This window comes from Parabacteroides caecihominis, from assembly GCF_023656785.1.
Classification (GTDB): Bacteria; Bacteroidota; Bacteroidia; order Bacteroidales; family Tannerellaceae; genus Parabacteroides; species Parabacteroides segnis.
The window spans coordinates 149,316-166,132 of record NZ_JAMOKS010000004.1 but is presented as its reverse complement, the minus strand read 5'-3'; the positions used below and the strand labels follow the sequence as shown (position 1 = coordinate 166,132).

The 16,817-nt window shown below is 41.8% G+C and carries 10 protein-coding genes; all 10 read right to left on the bottom strand.

Going from position 1 to position 16,817, the window contains the following annotated elements; genetic code table 11:
• Positions 1 to 14 precede the first annotated feature (14 nt).
• The 10 genes from NBH14_RS04470 to NBH14_RS04425 all read right to left on the bottom strand — a co-directional run bounded on the left by NBH14_RS04470 (position 15) and on the right by NBH14_RS04425 (position 16,816).
• On the bottom strand, positions 15 to 521 hold the full coding sequence (locus NBH14_RS04470) for a hypothetical protein (RefSeq protein ID WP_128133285.1): 507 nt from the start codon (positions 519 to 521) through the stop codon (positions 15 to 17).
• A 144-nt stretch (positions 522 to 665) separates the two neighbouring features.
• Positions 666 to 1,400: a lysophospholipid acyltransferase family protein gene (locus NBH14_RS04465; protein ID WP_186960279.1), complete on the bottom strand. Its 735-nt coding sequence runs from the start codon at positions 1,398 to 1,400 to the stop codon at positions 666 to 668.
• Between the two features lie 88 nt (positions 1,401 to 1,488).
• Positions 1,489 to 2,022: a DUF4858 domain-containing protein gene (locus NBH14_RS04460; protein WP_186960278.1), complete on the bottom strand. Its 534-nt coding sequence runs from the start codon at positions 2,020 to 2,022 to the stop codon at positions 1,489 to 1,491.
• Between the two features lie 77 nt (positions 2,023 to 2,099).
• Positions 2,100 to 3,194 (bottom strand): redoxin domain-containing protein, encoded by a 1,095-nt coding sequence (locus tag NBH14_RS04455; RefSeq protein ID WP_186960277.1) that lies wholly within the window; start codon positions 3,192 to 3,194, stop codon positions 2,100 to 2,102.
• A gap of 434 nt (positions 3,195 to 3,628) precedes the next feature.
• A complete protein-coding gene (locus NBH14_RS04450; protein WP_186960276.1) occupies positions 3,629 to 6,034 on the bottom strand; it encodes an FtsX-like permease family protein in 2,406 nt (801 codons plus the stop codon).
• A gap of 12 nt (positions 6,035 to 6,046) precedes the next feature.
• Positions 6,047 to 8,443, bottom strand: a complete 2,397-nt coding sequence (locus tag NBH14_RS04445; RefSeq protein ID WP_186960275.1) for an ABC transporter permease — start codon at positions 8,441 to 8,443, stop codon at positions 6,047 to 6,049.
• Between the two features lie 145 nt (positions 8,444 to 8,588).
• The gene (locus NBH14_RS04440) at positions 8,589 to 10,964 is read right to left on the bottom strand and encodes an ABC transporter permease (RefSeq protein WP_250817159.1); all 2,376 of its coding nucleotides are present in this window, start codon (positions 10,962 to 10,964) and stop codon (positions 8,589 to 8,591) included.
• A gap of 67 nt (positions 10,965 to 11,031) precedes the next feature.
• Positions 11,032 to 12,084 carry a BF3164 family lipoprotein gene (locus NBH14_RS04435; RefSeq protein ID WP_186959939.1) on the bottom strand — a complete coding sequence of 351 codons (1,053 nt, stop codon included), beginning with the start codon at positions 12,082 to 12,084 and terminating at the stop codon, positions 11,032 to 11,034.
• 16 nt (positions 12,085 to 12,100) lie between these two features.
• Positions 12,101 to 14,488: an ABC transporter permease gene (locus tag NBH14_RS04430; RefSeq protein WP_186959938.1), complete on the bottom strand. Its 2,388-nt coding sequence runs from the start codon at positions 14,486 to 14,488 to the stop codon at positions 12,101 to 12,103.
• Between the two features lie 15 nt (positions 14,489 to 14,503).
• Positions 14,504 to 16,816 (bottom strand): ABC transporter permease, encoded by a 2,313-nt coding sequence (locus NBH14_RS04425; RefSeq protein WP_186959937.1) that lies wholly within the window; start codon positions 16,814 to 16,816, stop codon positions 14,504 to 14,506.
• Between the last annotated feature and the right edge of the window lies 1 nt (position 16,817).

The window sequence follows — 16,817 nt, the reverse complement described above, 5'->3', positions numbered from 1 at the left end:
GGGATGGTTTATATTTATTGGGTATCTAATGCATCGAGCCATATATCCAGGCATAATTGAGGATAGAGATAGAAACTTTCCTCCAAAGTGCCGGTTGCTTTCATCTGTTCCGCAATCTGATCGGCAATAGCCGGTTTGGATGATACGAGAATATCACTGATGATGTTAGAGAAAAAGCTCAGTCTGCTTTTCAGGAATTTATCCATCAGCAGATAATAGATATGGGGTGAGGAAGAAAGGAGAAAGTTTTTAAAATCCTTATATTCTTCCGTTTCCATATAAGTGTACGGAGAAGTTATGTGATCCATTTCATCACATTTCTCCTGGAATAAGTCGAATTTCTCCTTAAATGTTCTTCTCTCGGATTTGGAGGATAATTTCATCCCCTGGTTAATCCTCAACCGCAGGTCGGGAGTCACCTTATACACATCCGGCTCCTGGAAGTCTTCGCTGTCGCAGGAGGTGAAGAATAGTAGTGCCAATGAGGCAAGCAAAAGTGCCAGTATCTGTAATTTAGTCATAATTGTCCGTCTTTTTTTGTATTATTTCTTAACCTTAAGACGCAATATTTCAAGGAAATGCTGCATCTTATCCGATTAATTTATTAATAGTCTTTAATTATAAAACGGACAAATTATGAAATACTGCATGACAAATAAAAAAAATTACACTTTAATACTGCGGATCACAGTTTGTTCGGTTTCGGCAAAGAGTTCGGCGAAGGGCTTAGCCTTCACTGGAATAGGGTCGTGGATGATGAGTTCGATACGGTTGCCGATTCCCAAAGGAAAGGAACCCCATTTTGTCATCTTCCATGAGTTGTTGATCGTGACCGGTACCATGTAGGCCGATGGTGCATATTTACAGAGGATTTTCAATCCGTTTTCGGCAAAAGGACGGGGCTTGCCTGTTTTGCTTCGTGTCCCTTCCGGGAAAATTACTGCCGAGCGTTTGTTTGTTTCAATATATTCGGCCATTACACGGATGGCTGTCAATGCCTGTTTCGGGTCTTTCCGGTCAATAAGGACGGAGCCGCCATGTCTAAGGTTGTACGAAATACTGGGAATACCTTTGCCCAGTTCGATTTTACTGATAAACTTGGGATGAACTTTGCGCATGAACCAGCAGATAGAGGTTATATCGTAGAGGCTCTGATGGTTCGAAGCAATTATCAGGGGCGAGTCGGTCGGGAGTTTCTCCAACCCGCTTATTTTGTATCTTGTTCCCAGAATATAGGTGTTGAAAACCAGGAAAAAACTCAAGACATCCACGCTCTTTTTATGTGCTTTGTAACCGAACAGGTTAAAGCATATCCACTGTACCACATGGAAGAACACCAGTGTAATCCCAAATAACAAATAATAGATGACTGAAAGCGGATACGAAATGATTTTTTCCATTTTATCCTTTAAATTGTATATTTATAAATTTGACTTTACCTTTATTAATAGGGTAACAAAAGTATAAAAAAATATTCTACTACTGTGATTACGGATAATTATTATAATATTTCTGAGTCCGCCAGCGTTGCGCATTTTTCCTTTTATAACGTGCACTGGGCATAAAAACCTGTTGTAACATATCGTCGAACGAGATGCCGGACGGCTTTCGGGCTTCAGCACGGATTCCCGGTGAGACCTGGAAAGATCCCAGCATTTTCACTTTGGGTAATGGCTTATTCATTCCGTATAACATGAATACGGCGGGAGGAAGGTCTTTCGGGTCCACTTTACGGTTAGGGTTATAGTCGGTATCTTTGGGACGAACGTATTCCGTGAAATCTTTTTGTATGGATTGTGCGGGTGATAGTTCGGGTGACATGATCATATTTGAAGCCGGTTCTTCCGTATTGATCAGCGTACCTGACCGGATAGCTTTCAACGCTTCGGGATTCAGTTCCAGCTTCTCCTTGCCGGAGAGTATATTCCGGAGCCATACCGAGTCCTTTTCTGTCCATTGGGCATATAGGTATCCCGTATTGCTCAGGCAGATTAATAGTAATGTAATTATTCGTTTACTCATCTAAAAAGTTCAACTTCCCGTACATATTCTATTTATTGAAATGTGCGGGAAGTCGAAATACTGCATCGTATTTGGGTTTATTTAGTTTCGATGACTTCTTTTACCTTTGCTTTCATTGCATCGCCACGCAGGTCACGGGAGATAATCGTACCATCGGGACCAAAAAGAATGATATGCGGAATGCCGTTGATACCATATAGTTTGGTCGGCTTATCACCGGCGTTCAGAATCTGCGGCCAGGTGATTTTAAGTTCTTCTATTGCCTTTTGGGTATTTTCAGGACTGTCCCATACGGCTACGCCCAACACTTCAAGACCTTTGTTTTTATATTGATTGTAGATTTCTGCCAATACCGGAGTTTCGGCACGGCACGGTCCGCACCAGCTTGCCCAGAAATCAACCAGGGTATATTTGCCTTTTCCTACATAGTCGGACAGGGATACTTTGTTACCGTCTTTCGTTTCGATGGTGAAATTGACGAAGGGTTTTCCTTCGGCTGTCTGCTCCAAAGCGTTGAAACGTTGTATCGTTTCCTGCATATTCGGTGTGTTGCGTACTACTTCGCTCAGTTGAGGCAGTTTGTTTTTTATCTCGTCCGGCGAAAGATAGCCGTCCATATAATTCAGTGCGATAGCACCGATCGGGTTATCCAGATTTCTGTTGAAGAAACCGTCGAGCATAGACAGGTAAGCCGGTTTCCATTCATTCTGGAAAAAGTTCTTTTGCAATTCCATGCGTTCGGCTTTATCCTCTGTCTGTTTCATAAATTCCTGTCGTTTGGTATCGATCACGGCAGACATACTGTCCTGTGCTGCAAAGAAACGGGCAATCTCATTGTTCAGAGGGCTTCCCGACGGAGTTACCGGTTTGCTGAGGTCGAGATTGATTGTTCCGTTTTCAAGAATGAAATTGACATAATATTCACGGCTGGCATCGATACGGCAGTAAGCTGCGGTGTCCATTTTTCCGGTAAAGGTGAACGTATTTCCTGTTACAACTGTGCTGTCTACATAGACGTTATTGTTGTTACGGTTATAGATATAGATCGTTTGTCCGTCCAGCGAGTTGTCGGGGATAGTACCGTTTATGGTATAAGTCGTTGCAGGCTTTTCCGAACAGGCGGTAAAAACCAGTAGTCCGGTTAACAAAGTGAGTAAAAAGTTTGTTTTCATATGCTTGATTATTAAAATATATATTCCGGTTAAATGGATATACGAAAGTAGGAAAGATTCTTTTATATCCGGCATAATTTCCCCCGTTGAATTAAAATATTAATTCTTTTTGGGAAGTGTTAATGTAATAGTAATCTTATCCAATTCTTCCCTTTAAATGTGATCAAATATTGATCGTGATGATTTGGAGTCTTGTGGCTGATTGTTAGTTTATTACAGTTTCCTCGTAGTTCCGTGTTTAGGGAACGCTAGTTTCCTGGGCGGGGAACTGCGGTTTCCTACCGAGGGAACGCGCGTTTCCTGCTAGGGAAACTACAGTTTCCTACATAGGAAACCGGAAGCGTTTACTCGGTCTTTATTACTTCTGCCGGATTGATACGGGCTGTTCGCAGTATATCGCGCAGTTGTTCATATTTTTTGATATCATAATCTTTTTACTCCGCTTTTACCGATTCCGCCGGATTTGCCAGTGCTGCTTCCTTTACCTGACGGAAGATGGAAAGGAGGACAATCACGCAAGTAATGAAGAATACGGCGATGAAAGGCCATATCGTCAGGTGGATGTGGTTGGCATATGTTTCCAGCCAGCGATTCATCAGGATATAGCCTATCGGTAAGGCAAACAGGTTGCTGATCACGACCAATATCAGGTATTCCCTGAAGAATAATTGCAGGATATGGTAAAAAGTCGCACCGTTCACTTTGCGGATGGCAATCTCTTTTTTACGTTGTTGGGCGGAGAGGCTGACCAGGGAGTAAATACCGAAAGTGGAGATCAGGATACAAAGGATTGCAATAATACTGAATACACTGAAAATGACTTTCTCCGGCTGGTTGAACTTATCCACTAAATCCGTTAGTGGAGTACATAAACTAGTGTCTGTCACTCCGCTTACGTTGAACTTTTTGGCTACCTGCTTGATATGTTCGGTTACTTCTTTTTTATGTCCCGGGAGATAACGGACATAGAAGTATTGAACAGGCGTATAATTCTTTGCATCTTTATCGGTATAAAGACGGAAAAAGATACTTAATACAGGAAATTGCATAGGAGCATAAATGTAATCGTTTATTATGCCCGATACTTTTTGGGTAGTTGCCGAATATTGTTTTTCATCATATCTGTAAATGCTTCTTTCCAATAAGTCTTTATAACCCAACTGACGGTAACCGGTTTCATTGACGAGATAAGAACCCGGATTACTCTCGTCCAGCCATTTTCCTTCTTTCAGGCCGATATGGAACAGTGAAAAGAATTCTTTACTGACTAGCATCAGGTTATCTTCCCGGAACGGATCAGTTTCGGCCGGATCAAATGATAAATGTATAATTTCTGTTCCATACCAGTCTCCTTGTTCCGTAAATACCGGAGAGTTTACTGCTGTGTAACAGACTTCTTGTATATAAGGATGGTTTCGTAACTCCGGTTCGAGAACTCTCAGGTCATTCTCGTATGCATTTTCGTATCCCATATCCATCTGAAGCACATTTTCATACTCTACACCTTTATCTTTGTTCAGAATAAAATGCAATTGCATGAAAAGAATAATAGATGTAATGAAGAACAGCGAACCGATAAATATCTGACCGGCTATTAATCCTCTTTTCAGAGCAACGGACTGAGTGCCAGGGCTGCAAAGTATCCTGCGGATCGGCAGATAAGTAATTATCCAGAATAATAGCGTACTGGCAAGGATTGCTGTTATCGCATTAAACACTAATGCCGATTGGTCGATATGGCGGGATACGCCTTCGTACATTCCGTAACGATTCCAGGTGGTGTAACTGTCATAATAGGGATAAATGACTTCAATCAGGCAGAATGCCAATAAATAAGCGATGAACATGGGGAGGAATAATTCCGTCCAGCCTTTTTGCATCATTTCTTTGGTAGAAGCCCCGATACAAAGGTATGTCCTGTTTTTATTCTTCTTCCGTTGCTGTTGTCCGATAAAAAGGACCAGCAGGTTCATAAGGGCACTCATGAAGGCCATTAGACCGGCGAGTGCCAGGATATGAATGTTCCGTATCCTGTTATCCAGTTCGGGATGGCAATATAAATGGACTTCCGAAGGTGTTCGCAGGTTTATTTTCCATTGGTCTACATGTTCGGTTCCATAAGGATCATCAGCATGGCTTTTATAGGCTGCCAGTTTTTCTTTTACCTTTTTGATATTAGAGTCCCGGTGTAAACGTACATATGTTTTATTTCGGTTTACGTGCGTCATCGGTTTTACCCGATCGATTAAAAGGAATTCGAAGATAAAGTCTGAATTATCCGGATAATCTTTGATCACTCCGACTATGGTAGGGCGATACTGCCCTGTTAAATCAAAGACTTTTCCGATACAATCGGTAGTTCCGAAAAATCTCATAGCCGTGCTTTGGGTGAGAACAACCGATTGGCCGTCGAGGACAGTCCCTTTGTATGTCCCGGCGACAAAGTCGGAACGGAACATTTCGAAAAAGGAATGATCGCAGACAAGCCCGTAAATATATTTGCTGCTATTATTTTCTTTTATCGTGAAATTGCAGTTTGCGAATTTGCATACTTGTTCGATCTCAGGCAATAGTTTTGTTAGTTCGGCCAGATCGTTCATATGTAACTGGTCCAGGTCGGCATCCGCTCCGGTTGCTTTTTTCACCAGTCCGGTGGTGGTCAGGCAATAAAGCCGGTCGCCGTTCGGATGAAAGTTATCGAAATGTGTTTCCCACCACAGCCAGTAACCGCCCAGGATAAAGGCCGTGAAGCCGATTGCCAGTCCGATAATGCTGACCAGTGATTGGGTTTTATATTTGGCAAATTCCCTGAAAGTGACTTTTAAATAATGACGTATCATAAGATTAATTTTTTATTCGCTTTTTATGACTTCGGCCGGATTCGTTTCAGACGCTTTCAGTGTCTGGTAAAGGACGGTACAGATAATCAAAGCGCTTGTTGCTAACAATACTATGGCATACATCCATAAACCGATACTGATGCGATAAGGATATTGTTCCAGCCATCCGTGCATAAACAACCAGGCTAGTGGAAGGGCAACCGCATTGGCAATGACTACGATTGTCAGATATTCTTTGAAGAACATGCTGATAATTGTTTTCGACGAGGCGCCCATCACCTTGCGTACGGCTACTTCTTTCCGACGTTGTGCAATGTTGCTGGATGAAACGGAATAGATTCCGAAGATCGAGATCAAAGTACAGAGTATGGCCAGCAGGGAGAAGAGTTGCAGGCTGGCATCCTCCGATTTGTTCAACTGGTTGAAAACATCTGTCATTGTCTGTATTTTGGGAGTTGTATCTCCTTCTTCCTTGTGCTTCTCAAAGACTGTCCGTATTGTTTTGATGGCAGCCTGTTCATTTTCGGGTTTCACACGGGCATAATAGCAGTAACTGTTCCATTTACTCCCGTCGAGCGTGATAATCGCCGGGAGTATAGGGTTACGGAGGCTGGCCGCCTGGAAGTCTTTGACGATGCCTACTATCTCCAGCTCTTTTTGTCCTCGTTTTCCGTCTCCGTAAATAACACCGTTCCATACGCTGATCTTTTTTCCGATCGGGTTGTCTATTCCCATGATCCGGGCGGCTTCTTCATTGATGACGGCTGTGTTACCCGGCGTGGTCCAGTCTTCCGGATCTGAGTCGCCTTCATTTATAAAATTACCTTTTAATAAGGTTATTTTGAATGCATCCAGAAATTTACCGCCTACCTTGATTACCTGGAAATTCGGATTGAAATCGTCCGGCTTTCCTTCCCAGTGTACTTCATTTTGTGTATGAGGTTCGTGGGTGATGGAGAAGATGCTACATTCTACAAACTCATCGATTATAGAAAGGGTTGCCAGTTCGTGGGTGATTCCGGACCGGTCATGGTAATCCATTGTGATATGAATCAGCCCCTCTTTCTGGAATCCCAGGTCCTTATGTTTCATTAATGAAATCTGTCGGAGCATGATGAAGGTGCTCATCAGGAAGAATACGCAAATACCGAGTTGAATAGTCATGCTGACCTTGCGGAACGAACCCTTCCGGTTAGCAGAAATACCTCCGGACAACATCAGTGAAGATGTTCGTATGAAACGCAGTAATAAGGGGAATGAGACAACTATCAATACCCCCCAACTGACTAAAGTGATTATAATCAAACTCGTATAAAAATCAGGGTCGGCTATCTTCGTATCGAAGGTTTTACAGAACAGCGAAGAAGTGAGTTCCAGCAGACAAAAGGCCAGAACAAAGGCTATGCTGGTTTGTAATGTGAGTTCGGTCAATAGCTGTATGATCAGCTCCCGTTTACCGGCACCGATCGAATTTCGGAGCCTTATCTCTTTTATGCGCTGGTAGATACGGTTTAGAAGGAGATTGATGAAATTGAAGAATACGCACAGTAATAGCAAAATGGTTGTTATGGCAAAAGTGCGGATATAGGATAAGTTGAACGATAATTCGCTTCCAAAAGTATGCCGCATATCTGTTAACGGAATCATCTTTACCGCAAGTGTATTCAGGTAGTTGTTTTTCTCCAGATAGGTTTGCAACTTTTTTCTGAATACATCTGCACTGGCTTTGTCTTCCAACAGCAGATAAATTTCATTTTCAAATTGACTCCATTGTCTGTCTTCCGATATCCTGTCCGTCATTTCAGTAGTGAACTTATCCAACTCGAAGACATCCTGTTTGAATGCGGAGTTAGCAGGTGCATCTTCCACTACCGCCACGATGGTGAGTGTTTCCCGGTATCCGTTTTTCATTACTTTCCCGATCGCATCTTCCGGGCTTTTGAAATATTTGAGAGCAAAAGATCGGGTTATGACAATTTCATCCAGCGAATGTAACAGATTTGTTTGCCGGCCGCTGAGAACTTTCCTGGGGAAAAGGGTAAAGAAGTTGTTGTCGATAAATATTTCTTCCGGGTCTTCCAGTATCTGATCGTTATATTTAAAGGTAGAACCGAAATTTCCGTATACCAGTGCCGTTTCTTTTATTTCCGGAAAATCTTGTTTGAGTTTACGGGCCAGAACGAGTGGTAATTTTCTCTCTTTTTTTCCGGTTTGTTTGTTGATGCCGTAGAGTGTGTACATTTGTTCGGACTTCGGATAAAAACCGTCGTACGAGGTTTCGTATTCCAGCCATTTCATCCCGTAGGTGAAACAGACGAGTCCGATGGCCAGTCCGATAACGCTGATAAGTGTTTGCAATTTGTATTTGATAAAATTGCGTGAAGCGATAGTGATATAGTGTCGTATCATGATTCTCTTTTAATGGTAATTTGTTTTGATCTTAATACAAAATATGTGCCAATGTTATAATGATATGATAACTAACGATTTGTAATTCGTTGTTTTTCTTTGGGTAAGTGCGTATACGCACAGTGATTGTTCGTATATGCACTTTTTATTCAGATTTTATCGATACAGCCGGATTCGCTTTTGCTGCTTTTAAAGTTTGGTAAAGAACAGTGCAAATGATCAGTATGCTTGTGAACAACAGGATGGTCAGATACATCCAGGCACTGATATTGATCCGGTATGGATATTGTTCCAGCCATCCGCGCATGAATAACCAGGCTAAAGGCAAAGCGATCAAATTGGCTACTATTACAATAGATACATATTCGCGAATAAACATGCCGATAATCGTTCGGGAGGATGCCCCCGTCACTTTCCGGATAGCTACTTCTTTCCGCCGTTGGGTGATATTGCTGGAGGATACGGAGTATAGTCCGAAGACCGAGATGAGTGTGCAAAGTATCGCCAGCAGTGAGAAAAGTTGCAGGCTGGCATCTTCCGACCGGCTTAACTCTTTCAAGACATCGTTGACCGTCGTTATTTCCGGTTGCTGGTCGTATGGGAAAGTATGTTTTTTGTAAACGTTCCGGATCGCTTTGATGGCGGTTTGTTCATCCCCCGGATTTACTTTGACATAGTAAAAGTAACTACGCCACTGGGAAGGATTTAATATAATGACAACAGGGAGAATCGGATTTCTCAGGCTGGTGGATTGGAAATTCTTTACTAAGCCGACTATTTCTACGTCCTGTTGTTCGTTGTTCCAAAAGCTGATCTTTTTCCCGATCGGATCTTGATATCCCATGATGCGTGCAGCCTCTTCGTTAATAAGTGCTTTGGAACCCACCAACCGTCTTCTTTTTCCTTTGGCCAGATCTGTGTCTTCAAGCTCCCGTCCTTTTAATAAAGGTATCTGGAATACGGACCGGAAGTTTTTACTGACTTCCAGCATATGAAAATTCACTTTAGTATCCGGGCTTTTTTCTTCCCACTCTACTTCTGTTAATGAATAAGGTTCGTGCATGATAGAGAAAAATGATGCAACCACCAGTTCTTTTACGATGGGAAGGGATGCGATCTCACGTGCGGTACCTTCTCTGTCATCATTCAGCATGGTAATCTGTATCAAGCCTTCTTTTTCGAATCCTAGATTTTTGTTTTTCATCAGAGAGGTTTGTTTAAGCAGGATGAAAGCGCACATCAGAAAAAATACGCAGATACCCAGTTGGATTGTCATCGCTATTTTGCGAAACCCGCTTTTCCGGTGAGGTGCAACACCACCGGATACCAGTAGTTGAGAGGTTCGGATAAACCGGAATGATATAGGGAGCGAGATCGAAAGAGTGATTATCCAACTGAATAATGAGATTTTGATCATATCGACATACAACTCTTTACTATCAATTGTCGTATGGAAAATATGCTTGAACAGGGGAAATGTAATTTCCATTAAACTCCAAGCAAATAAAGTAGCTATAAATATCATCAATGAATATTCCAGTAATAGCTGGCTGATCATTTCTTTTTTACTGGCTCCGATAGCGTTGCGCAGTTTCATTTCTTTGATTCGTATATAGGTCCGGTTGATTTGCAGATTGATAAAGTTGAAAAATACGCATAGAAGCAATAATAATCCGGTTATAGCAAAAGTTTGGATATAAGTAAGATTAAAGGACAATTCGCTGCCGAATGTATGCCGGACGGCTGTGACGGGTATCAGCTTCAAAAAGATGGTCTCATTGTATTTGTGGATAGAGGTGTAGTCTGTTATCTTTTTTTCGAATGCGTCGATATGCGTGTTTTTATCCAGCAACAGATATATTTTAGCATTCAGATACATCCACTGGTTTGCCTCCGGTATCTCTTGTTCTGCCATTCGTGCGTGTCGATCCAGTTCGAAGGCATCTCCTTTAAACTGGGAATTATCAGGTGTATCTTCCAACACGGAAACAATCCTGATATTTTTTTCGTAAGCACTGCTTATTATTTTATCCAGTGCTTTTTCGGGAGTGCCAAACAGTTTAACGGCAAAAGAACGGGTTATCGCGATGTCGCTTAATGATTGTAAGATATTGTCTTTTCTCCCGCAAATCACTTTTGGGGGGAAGAAGGAGAAGAAATTTTCGTCGATAAATACTTCGTCGGGATTCGATATACGTTTCTCGTTGTAGGAAAAATCAGATGCAAAATTCCCGTATATTTGTGTCGTTTCTATTACTTCCGGGAAATCCTGTTTTAATCTTCTTGCCAATATCAGGGGTAGTTCTTCCGTTTTCTTGCCGGTCTGTTTGTCTACCCCGTAGAGCATGTATATCTGTTTGGATTGCGGATAGAAGCCATCGTATGAGGTTTCATATTTCAGCCAGTTGATGCCGTATGCAAAACATACCAATCCGATAGCCAGACCGGCAATGCTGATGACGGTCTGCAATTTGTATTTGAAGAAATTACGTATGGCTATGATAAGATAGTGTTGCAACATGCCTGGTGAATGTTTATCAGTTATTTATTTCGTTATTCGCTTTTTATGACTTCGACCGGATGCAGAGTCAGATTTTGTTCTTTAAGCTGTATTTAATAACATCTCTGCCTCCTTGCCCGTTGGGAGACAAAGCTAATAAATACTCGCCGGATTTCTCTGTGGCTATTTTCCGTAAATTGCGGTCTGCTTGTAATACGGCTTGTTGTTTGCCGTCCCAATCGAATACGTAAATAACCGAATTACCGGTAAAGTTTGTCGATCCGTCGAACAGACAGAATACATATTGTTCTGAACTGCAAATGTCGATGAAACATTTCTTGCTCTGCTCTGCATCCAAGTATTTATTGGAAATATCGGGAACCGGTATGGTATAATAATCAGCAAAAGAAACCGATGCAGTCATATCACAATTCATATCGTAGAAGTTGACACAGTCGATAAATCGCAGGGCGGCGACGATCACTCCTTTTTCCTCGTTGAGTGTCAGGTCGCTGGCATACCCCTTTTGAAGGACTGTTGCCGGTATCGGAACCGTGATCTGAGGATAACCCGGAACAGCATATTGTCCGTTTGTTTTATTGGACGAAAAGAATACCTGTGGTTTGCGGGGATTGAACTGAACGGCATATAATTCCTTGGAAGTGATACAACAGTTCGTGCAAGCGTCTTCCAAGCCATAATCGGACATATACTCTAATTCCGCAGAAAGAGCCGGAGGTGTTTGATCCAGATCCATGCGTTTCAATTTACGTGAATCGTTGTCCCAGACAGATACCTTGTTTTTATTATTCTTGTTGATATAATCATATTTAGTAAAAGACGGATAGGCGATTATAAAAGTGTCTTTTTCTCTTTCTCCTATTCCGTGAAGCGATAAATCTTTTTTACTTCTTATTTGCAGAAGCGTGTCGCTATAATAGTCCATAAACGCGTAGTAATCGTTGGTAATCGCTACATCGTAATAGTTATGTATCCCTTGTCCGGCGAAAATAACTTCGCCGGATAGTTTGCCTGTAATATCCGTAGTCGCTTTATACGTTTTTACACTGTCTTTGCTGTTAGGGGTGGAACAGGCAAAGAATACGGAAAGACTGGTGAGTAGACATAGTAACTGTTTCATATTTGTCATGTATTTATTATTCGGAACGTATGATTTCTACCGGATTTGTACGGGCTGCCTTTCGTATTTGCCAGGTTAGCGTGAAGAACGAGATTCCACCGGTCAATAAAATTGCGATTGCAAATATCCACCAGGTTAGATTTACTTTATAGACAAAATGCTCCATATATAGAGTAATGGCCAGCCACGCCAATGGCAATGCAACCAGACAGGCCATCCCATATAATTTGCCATAATTGAAAAATAACATATTCCTGATCGTTGAAGCTGTAGCCCCGTTTATTTTCCGGATAGATATTTCATGGAACCTTTGTTGTATATCGAATAGGGAGAGGCTGAACAATCCCATAGATGAAATCAAGATGGCTATGGCTGCAAAGAAAGAAGCGATACGAACCAGCTGCTTGTCTTCATCATAGACAGATAATACCTCGTCTTTTAGAAATGAATAATGAAATTCATCTCCGCACGATTCGTGATACAGTTCTTGAATATAATTGATCGCCTCCTGTTTCTTATCCGGCTGGATACTGATCAAAAGACCTGATTGCGGAGATCCCTCATAATTAAAGAAAATGATCGGTTCGTATCCTTTGGATAAATGTCTTGTGCTGAAATCTTTGATGACTCCAATGATCTTGTATCTGGGAACAGGCTCCCCTTCCATTAATGAGCTGTAGAGAAGTAAATGATCCATGATAACCGGAGTTTTGTCGATATCGGAAATACCCAATTCTTTTTTGGCAGATTCATTGATAATGACGGATAAATCCAATTCATTATCAATGGAATCATTCCATAATCTACCTTCGATGGCTTCTATCCCCAGCATGCGGAAATAACTTTCATTACTCATCTTGCTACCGATCTTTTTCCTTTCTCCTCCGGGAATATGTCCCCAGTTATTTTGTCCCGGGTGGCTAATGGGGGAGGGACAAAAACTGTATTGTTTTATAAGCAAAGGATTATTTTTCAGATTTCTTGCCAGTTGAGTCGTTATCTGATTATATTTATTCCACATCCCCATATTACCTCCATTAGGGGCCTTGATGGGGGACACTTTTATGATATTTTCCGTTTGGTATCCCGGGTCGGTAGTCAACATGAAATTCAGTTGACGGATGGAGTAAATAGATATGACCGTTAAAGATAATGTTATTATATATTGTAAGCAAAGGAATATTTTTCTGGAAACAGTGGATGCACCGCTTCTCCCGATCATGTTTAATGATTGGACCGGAGCCGAATAATTGTACCTGATAAAAGGATATATAGCCGTGATGAATGGTAACAAAAGCAATATGCTTACAGAAACAACTAAATCAAATAACAGATATGAAGAACTCTGTATCATAAGATATGTTTCAGCTGCTGTAATTCCTATTTCTATGAATACCCATGCCAGAAGTAAAGCGACAGTGGTCATACATACATTTTCTGTGTATAGTTGAATGGCTACTTGCCGGATATTTGCCCCGAATACTTTTTTCATCCCGAATTCGCGTGCTCGTTTTTGGATTAGCACTGTATATACATTGATGAAATTGAATAATCCGATCAGCATGATTAACAGGGCGATTGCAGAAAGAATAAGTATGTGCATATAATTCCCTTGCAGGCGGTTGTCCTGGTATGTTATAACCTCTTGGTCGAAATATAACTCCTGTAACGGATAGAAACAGATACGTATGCGGTTGGGAAAATTAGCGACTTTCCGGAATGGTTTATATTTTTTATTAACCGAGGCGGCGGAATTGCCTTTATGTAATTTTACTAATGAATTTGGTACTTGATATTTTCTGTAGTTGGCTGATTCATTCGATATTAACAAGTCGAATGGCATTGAAAACCGGGTTGCCGGTTTTCCCATGACGGCAACAATAGTCACGATTTCTCCCATGGAAGTCGTTATTTGTTTACCGATTGGTTCTTCTTTCCCGAATAACAACTGTGCCAGATTTTCAGTGATAACGGCATCTTTAGGGTTATCCAGCAATTTGTTTTTGGATGATTTCAAGATGGGAATCGGCACTATTTTCAGATAGTTGGTATCTGTTGCTAAGGATGCGACATTATATATTTTGTTATTGAGTGTCACCGGATCTCCCGGTCTTAGGTATAATGTAGAACTAATTTCAACTGCCGGATCTTCCAGCGGATTAGGGGTGTATCCATATTCAGGTAACAGACCGAAAAATGTTTTCTGGTGAGATATCTCGTCTTCCATTACAGTGTAGCAGACTCTATCTACATCCGGAATAAAATGGTCGGTGGTCATTTCACTGTAGACATACCGGAATATCAATATACAGCAGGCCAGGCTGAGTGCCAGCCCCAGTATGTTGATTACCGTATAAAGCCGGAATCGTAGGAGAGTTCGTATGGCTAACAGGAGTACCTTCATTTCTTTTACTTGTTTTTATTCCGATTTAATAACTTCCGCCGGATTCTGATTGGCTGCCCTCCATATTCTCCAACCTGTACATAAGGTGATGAGTGCTGCTAATACCAGCCATATTGCCGGATAAATCCAGAAGTCAATGTTGGTCTGAAGTACATAACTTTCCACCCACGGTTTCATGATGAGGTAACCGGTCGGGAAAGCAATGGCAGAGGCGACCAGTAACAAAAGCATGTATTTCAGCAGGAAAGACTGCATGATATGAGGTGTTACTGCGCCGTTCACTTTACGGATGGCAATCTCTTTGCGGCGTTTCTCACAGTCGAGGGTGACGAGTGAGAAGACTCCGAACAAGGAGATCAATACACAGACCAGCGTCACGAAATCCAGCATCATCAGCAAAGCGTTTTCCGATTTCAGGAATTTCCCGTATTCTTCTTCCATATTATTGATCCGGCAATTTCTGACGTCCGGATTTAGCTTTCTCACTAATGCGTCCAGCCGTTGTTTGCAGTTAGTCCAGGTCCCTTCCTGATATTTGAACAGGATGGAACTGTCGTTAAATTCGGTTTTTTTCTTGAATACCATAAAGCCAGGCTTGCATGGTACTGTCGGAGGTGCAATATAGAAATCTTTAATGACACCGGAGATTATCCAGGGATTGTCGCCTCCGATTGTTTTCCCGATCGGGTGATCCATATTCAACTCTTTGATTCCGGCTTGGTTGATTAATATATGATCGCTGTTCCCATCAGCAGGGATCTCTCCTTCAAGAAGTTGGAATCCATAAAATTTGAAGTATGCCTGATTGCAGTCGAACTGTTCTAAGCTGACGGAAGCAGTGGAATCCTGGCGTCCATCCCATCTGTCTATTGTACTATAAGAACGGGCATAGCGGGGGAAGATGGCTGATATGCTATCGGGAAATATTTCGGTTATAAATGGGACTTTCGCCATTTCTTCTCTTAATCCGTCGATGGGCGGATATGTATTAATACAGGCCCGGTTTGTCCGTTCGAATCCAAAGTCAGCCTGGTTCAGATGGTGGATTTGTTTCATCAGGATTACCGAGCAGAAGATAAAACAGATACTGATCACGAATTGTGCTACCATGCTGACTTTCTGGAATATATTTTTGCTTTTGCTTCCGGTTGAACCTTTTAGCATGGCATTCAGTGTCTTTTGCCTGAAATAATAGATCGGGTATAAGGATAATAAGAAAGAAAGGGAGGCTACGATTGCGGCATATTTAATGGCAGCCAGGTAGATATCCATATTATCCAGTTTTATTTCTGATAACTCCCTGAATGTCGGCAATGCTAATTCTATCAGGATTAAACCGGTGAATAAAGCGAGCAATAAGGTGATCGAATATTCGACTCCAAATAAAACCATCTGGTTTTTATCTGACGATCCGCAAACTTTCCGTAAGGCAATTTCGCGGCTACGCATCCGGATCCGTGTAATAAATAGAGTCAGATAATTGAATAAGGCACATAATATGACCAATCCGCCTGCCGAGGCAAACAGGAGGATATGTTCGTATTTGACTGTTACCACCCGATTGGGACGGTCATAGCGCATGGAGGTAATAGGTGTCAGTACGATCTTATCGACAGAAAATGTTTGGTCGGGCTTCGTCTTATATTCATCGAGCTTTTTTCTGAATGCCTGAATATCGGTACCTTCCCGCAGTCTGATAAATGTTTGCCAGGCAGAGGCATTCCATTCTTTTCCGAAACTGTTTGATTCAAGAAAATCGAACGGCAGATTACTATGCGTATCCCAGGGCTTAACGACTGCACAGATGACCTTATCTCCATAGATATCTATTTCTTTTCCGATAGGATCTTCTGCGCCGAACAATTGTTTGGCAAACCGGTCGGTGATAGCCAGTTTATTGTTATTCTGTAGCATAAAATCCCGACTACCGCTGATTAGCTGAAAATCGAACATGTTTACTGTCGCAGAATCGACTCCGATCTTAAATGAAGTATATTCTTTTCCTTTATATTTGAATGCCATCCCCCAGGCTTGCATATTGCAGGCATCTTCCACTTCCGGAAATGTCGCTTTCAGGAAACCGGCTAACGGATAAGGCGTGATTTCCGATATGCCACTGCTGGACATATATGATTCAACGCGTACCTGATAAATCCGGTCGGCCCCCTTATGGAAGGTGTCGTAAGTCTGTTCGTATCGTATCCACAATGTTGACAGTGCAAAACAAGTAAAGCCGATAGCCAGTCCGATAATACTGATAATGGATTGTGATTTGTACTTTATCAGATTACGGAATGCGAGTTTGATATAGTGTTGTAACATGCTCATA

What these genes read in the sequence shown, in the direction of transcription:
- NBH14_RS04455 (WP_186960277.1), bottom strand. Translation starts at nt 3,194, where the DNA reads ATGAAAACAAACTTTTTACTCACTTTGTTAACCGGACTACTGGTTTTT.
- NBH14_RS04450 (WP_186960276.1), bottom strand. Translation starts at nt 6,034, where the DNA reads ATGATACGTCATTATTTAAAAGTCACTTTCAGGGAATTTGCCAAATAT.
- NBH14_RS04430 (WP_186959938.1), bottom strand. Translation starts at nt 14,488, where the DNA reads ATGAAGGTACTCCTGTTAGCCATACGAACTCTCCTACGATTCCGGCTT.
- NBH14_RS04460 (WP_186960278.1), bottom strand. Translation starts at nt 2,022, where the DNA reads ATGAGTAAACGAATAATTACATTACTATTAATCTGCCTGAGCAATACG.
- NBH14_RS04470 (WP_128133285.1), bottom strand. Translation starts at nt 521, where the DNA reads ATGACTAAATTACAGATACTGGCACTTTTGCTTGCCTCATTGGCACTA.
- NBH14_RS04445 (WP_186960275.1), bottom strand. Translation starts at nt 8,443, where the DNA reads ATGATACGACACTATATCACTATCGCTTCACGCAATTTTATCAAATAC.
- NBH14_RS04425 (WP_186959937.1), bottom strand. Translation starts at nt 16,816, where the DNA reads ATGAGCATGTTACAACACTATATCAAACTCGCATTCCGTAATCTGATA.
- NBH14_RS04440 (WP_250817159.1), bottom strand. Translation starts at nt 10,964, where the DNA reads ATGTTGCAACACTATCTTATCATAGCCATACGTAATTTCTTCAAATAC.
- NBH14_RS04465 (WP_186960279.1), bottom strand. Translation starts at nt 1,400, where the DNA reads ATGGAAAAAATCATTTCGTATCCGCTTTCAGTCATCTATTATTTGTTA.
- NBH14_RS04435 (WP_186959939.1), bottom strand. Translation starts at nt 12,084, where the DNA reads ATGAAACAGTTACTATGTCTACTCACCAGTCTTTCCGTATTCTTTGCC.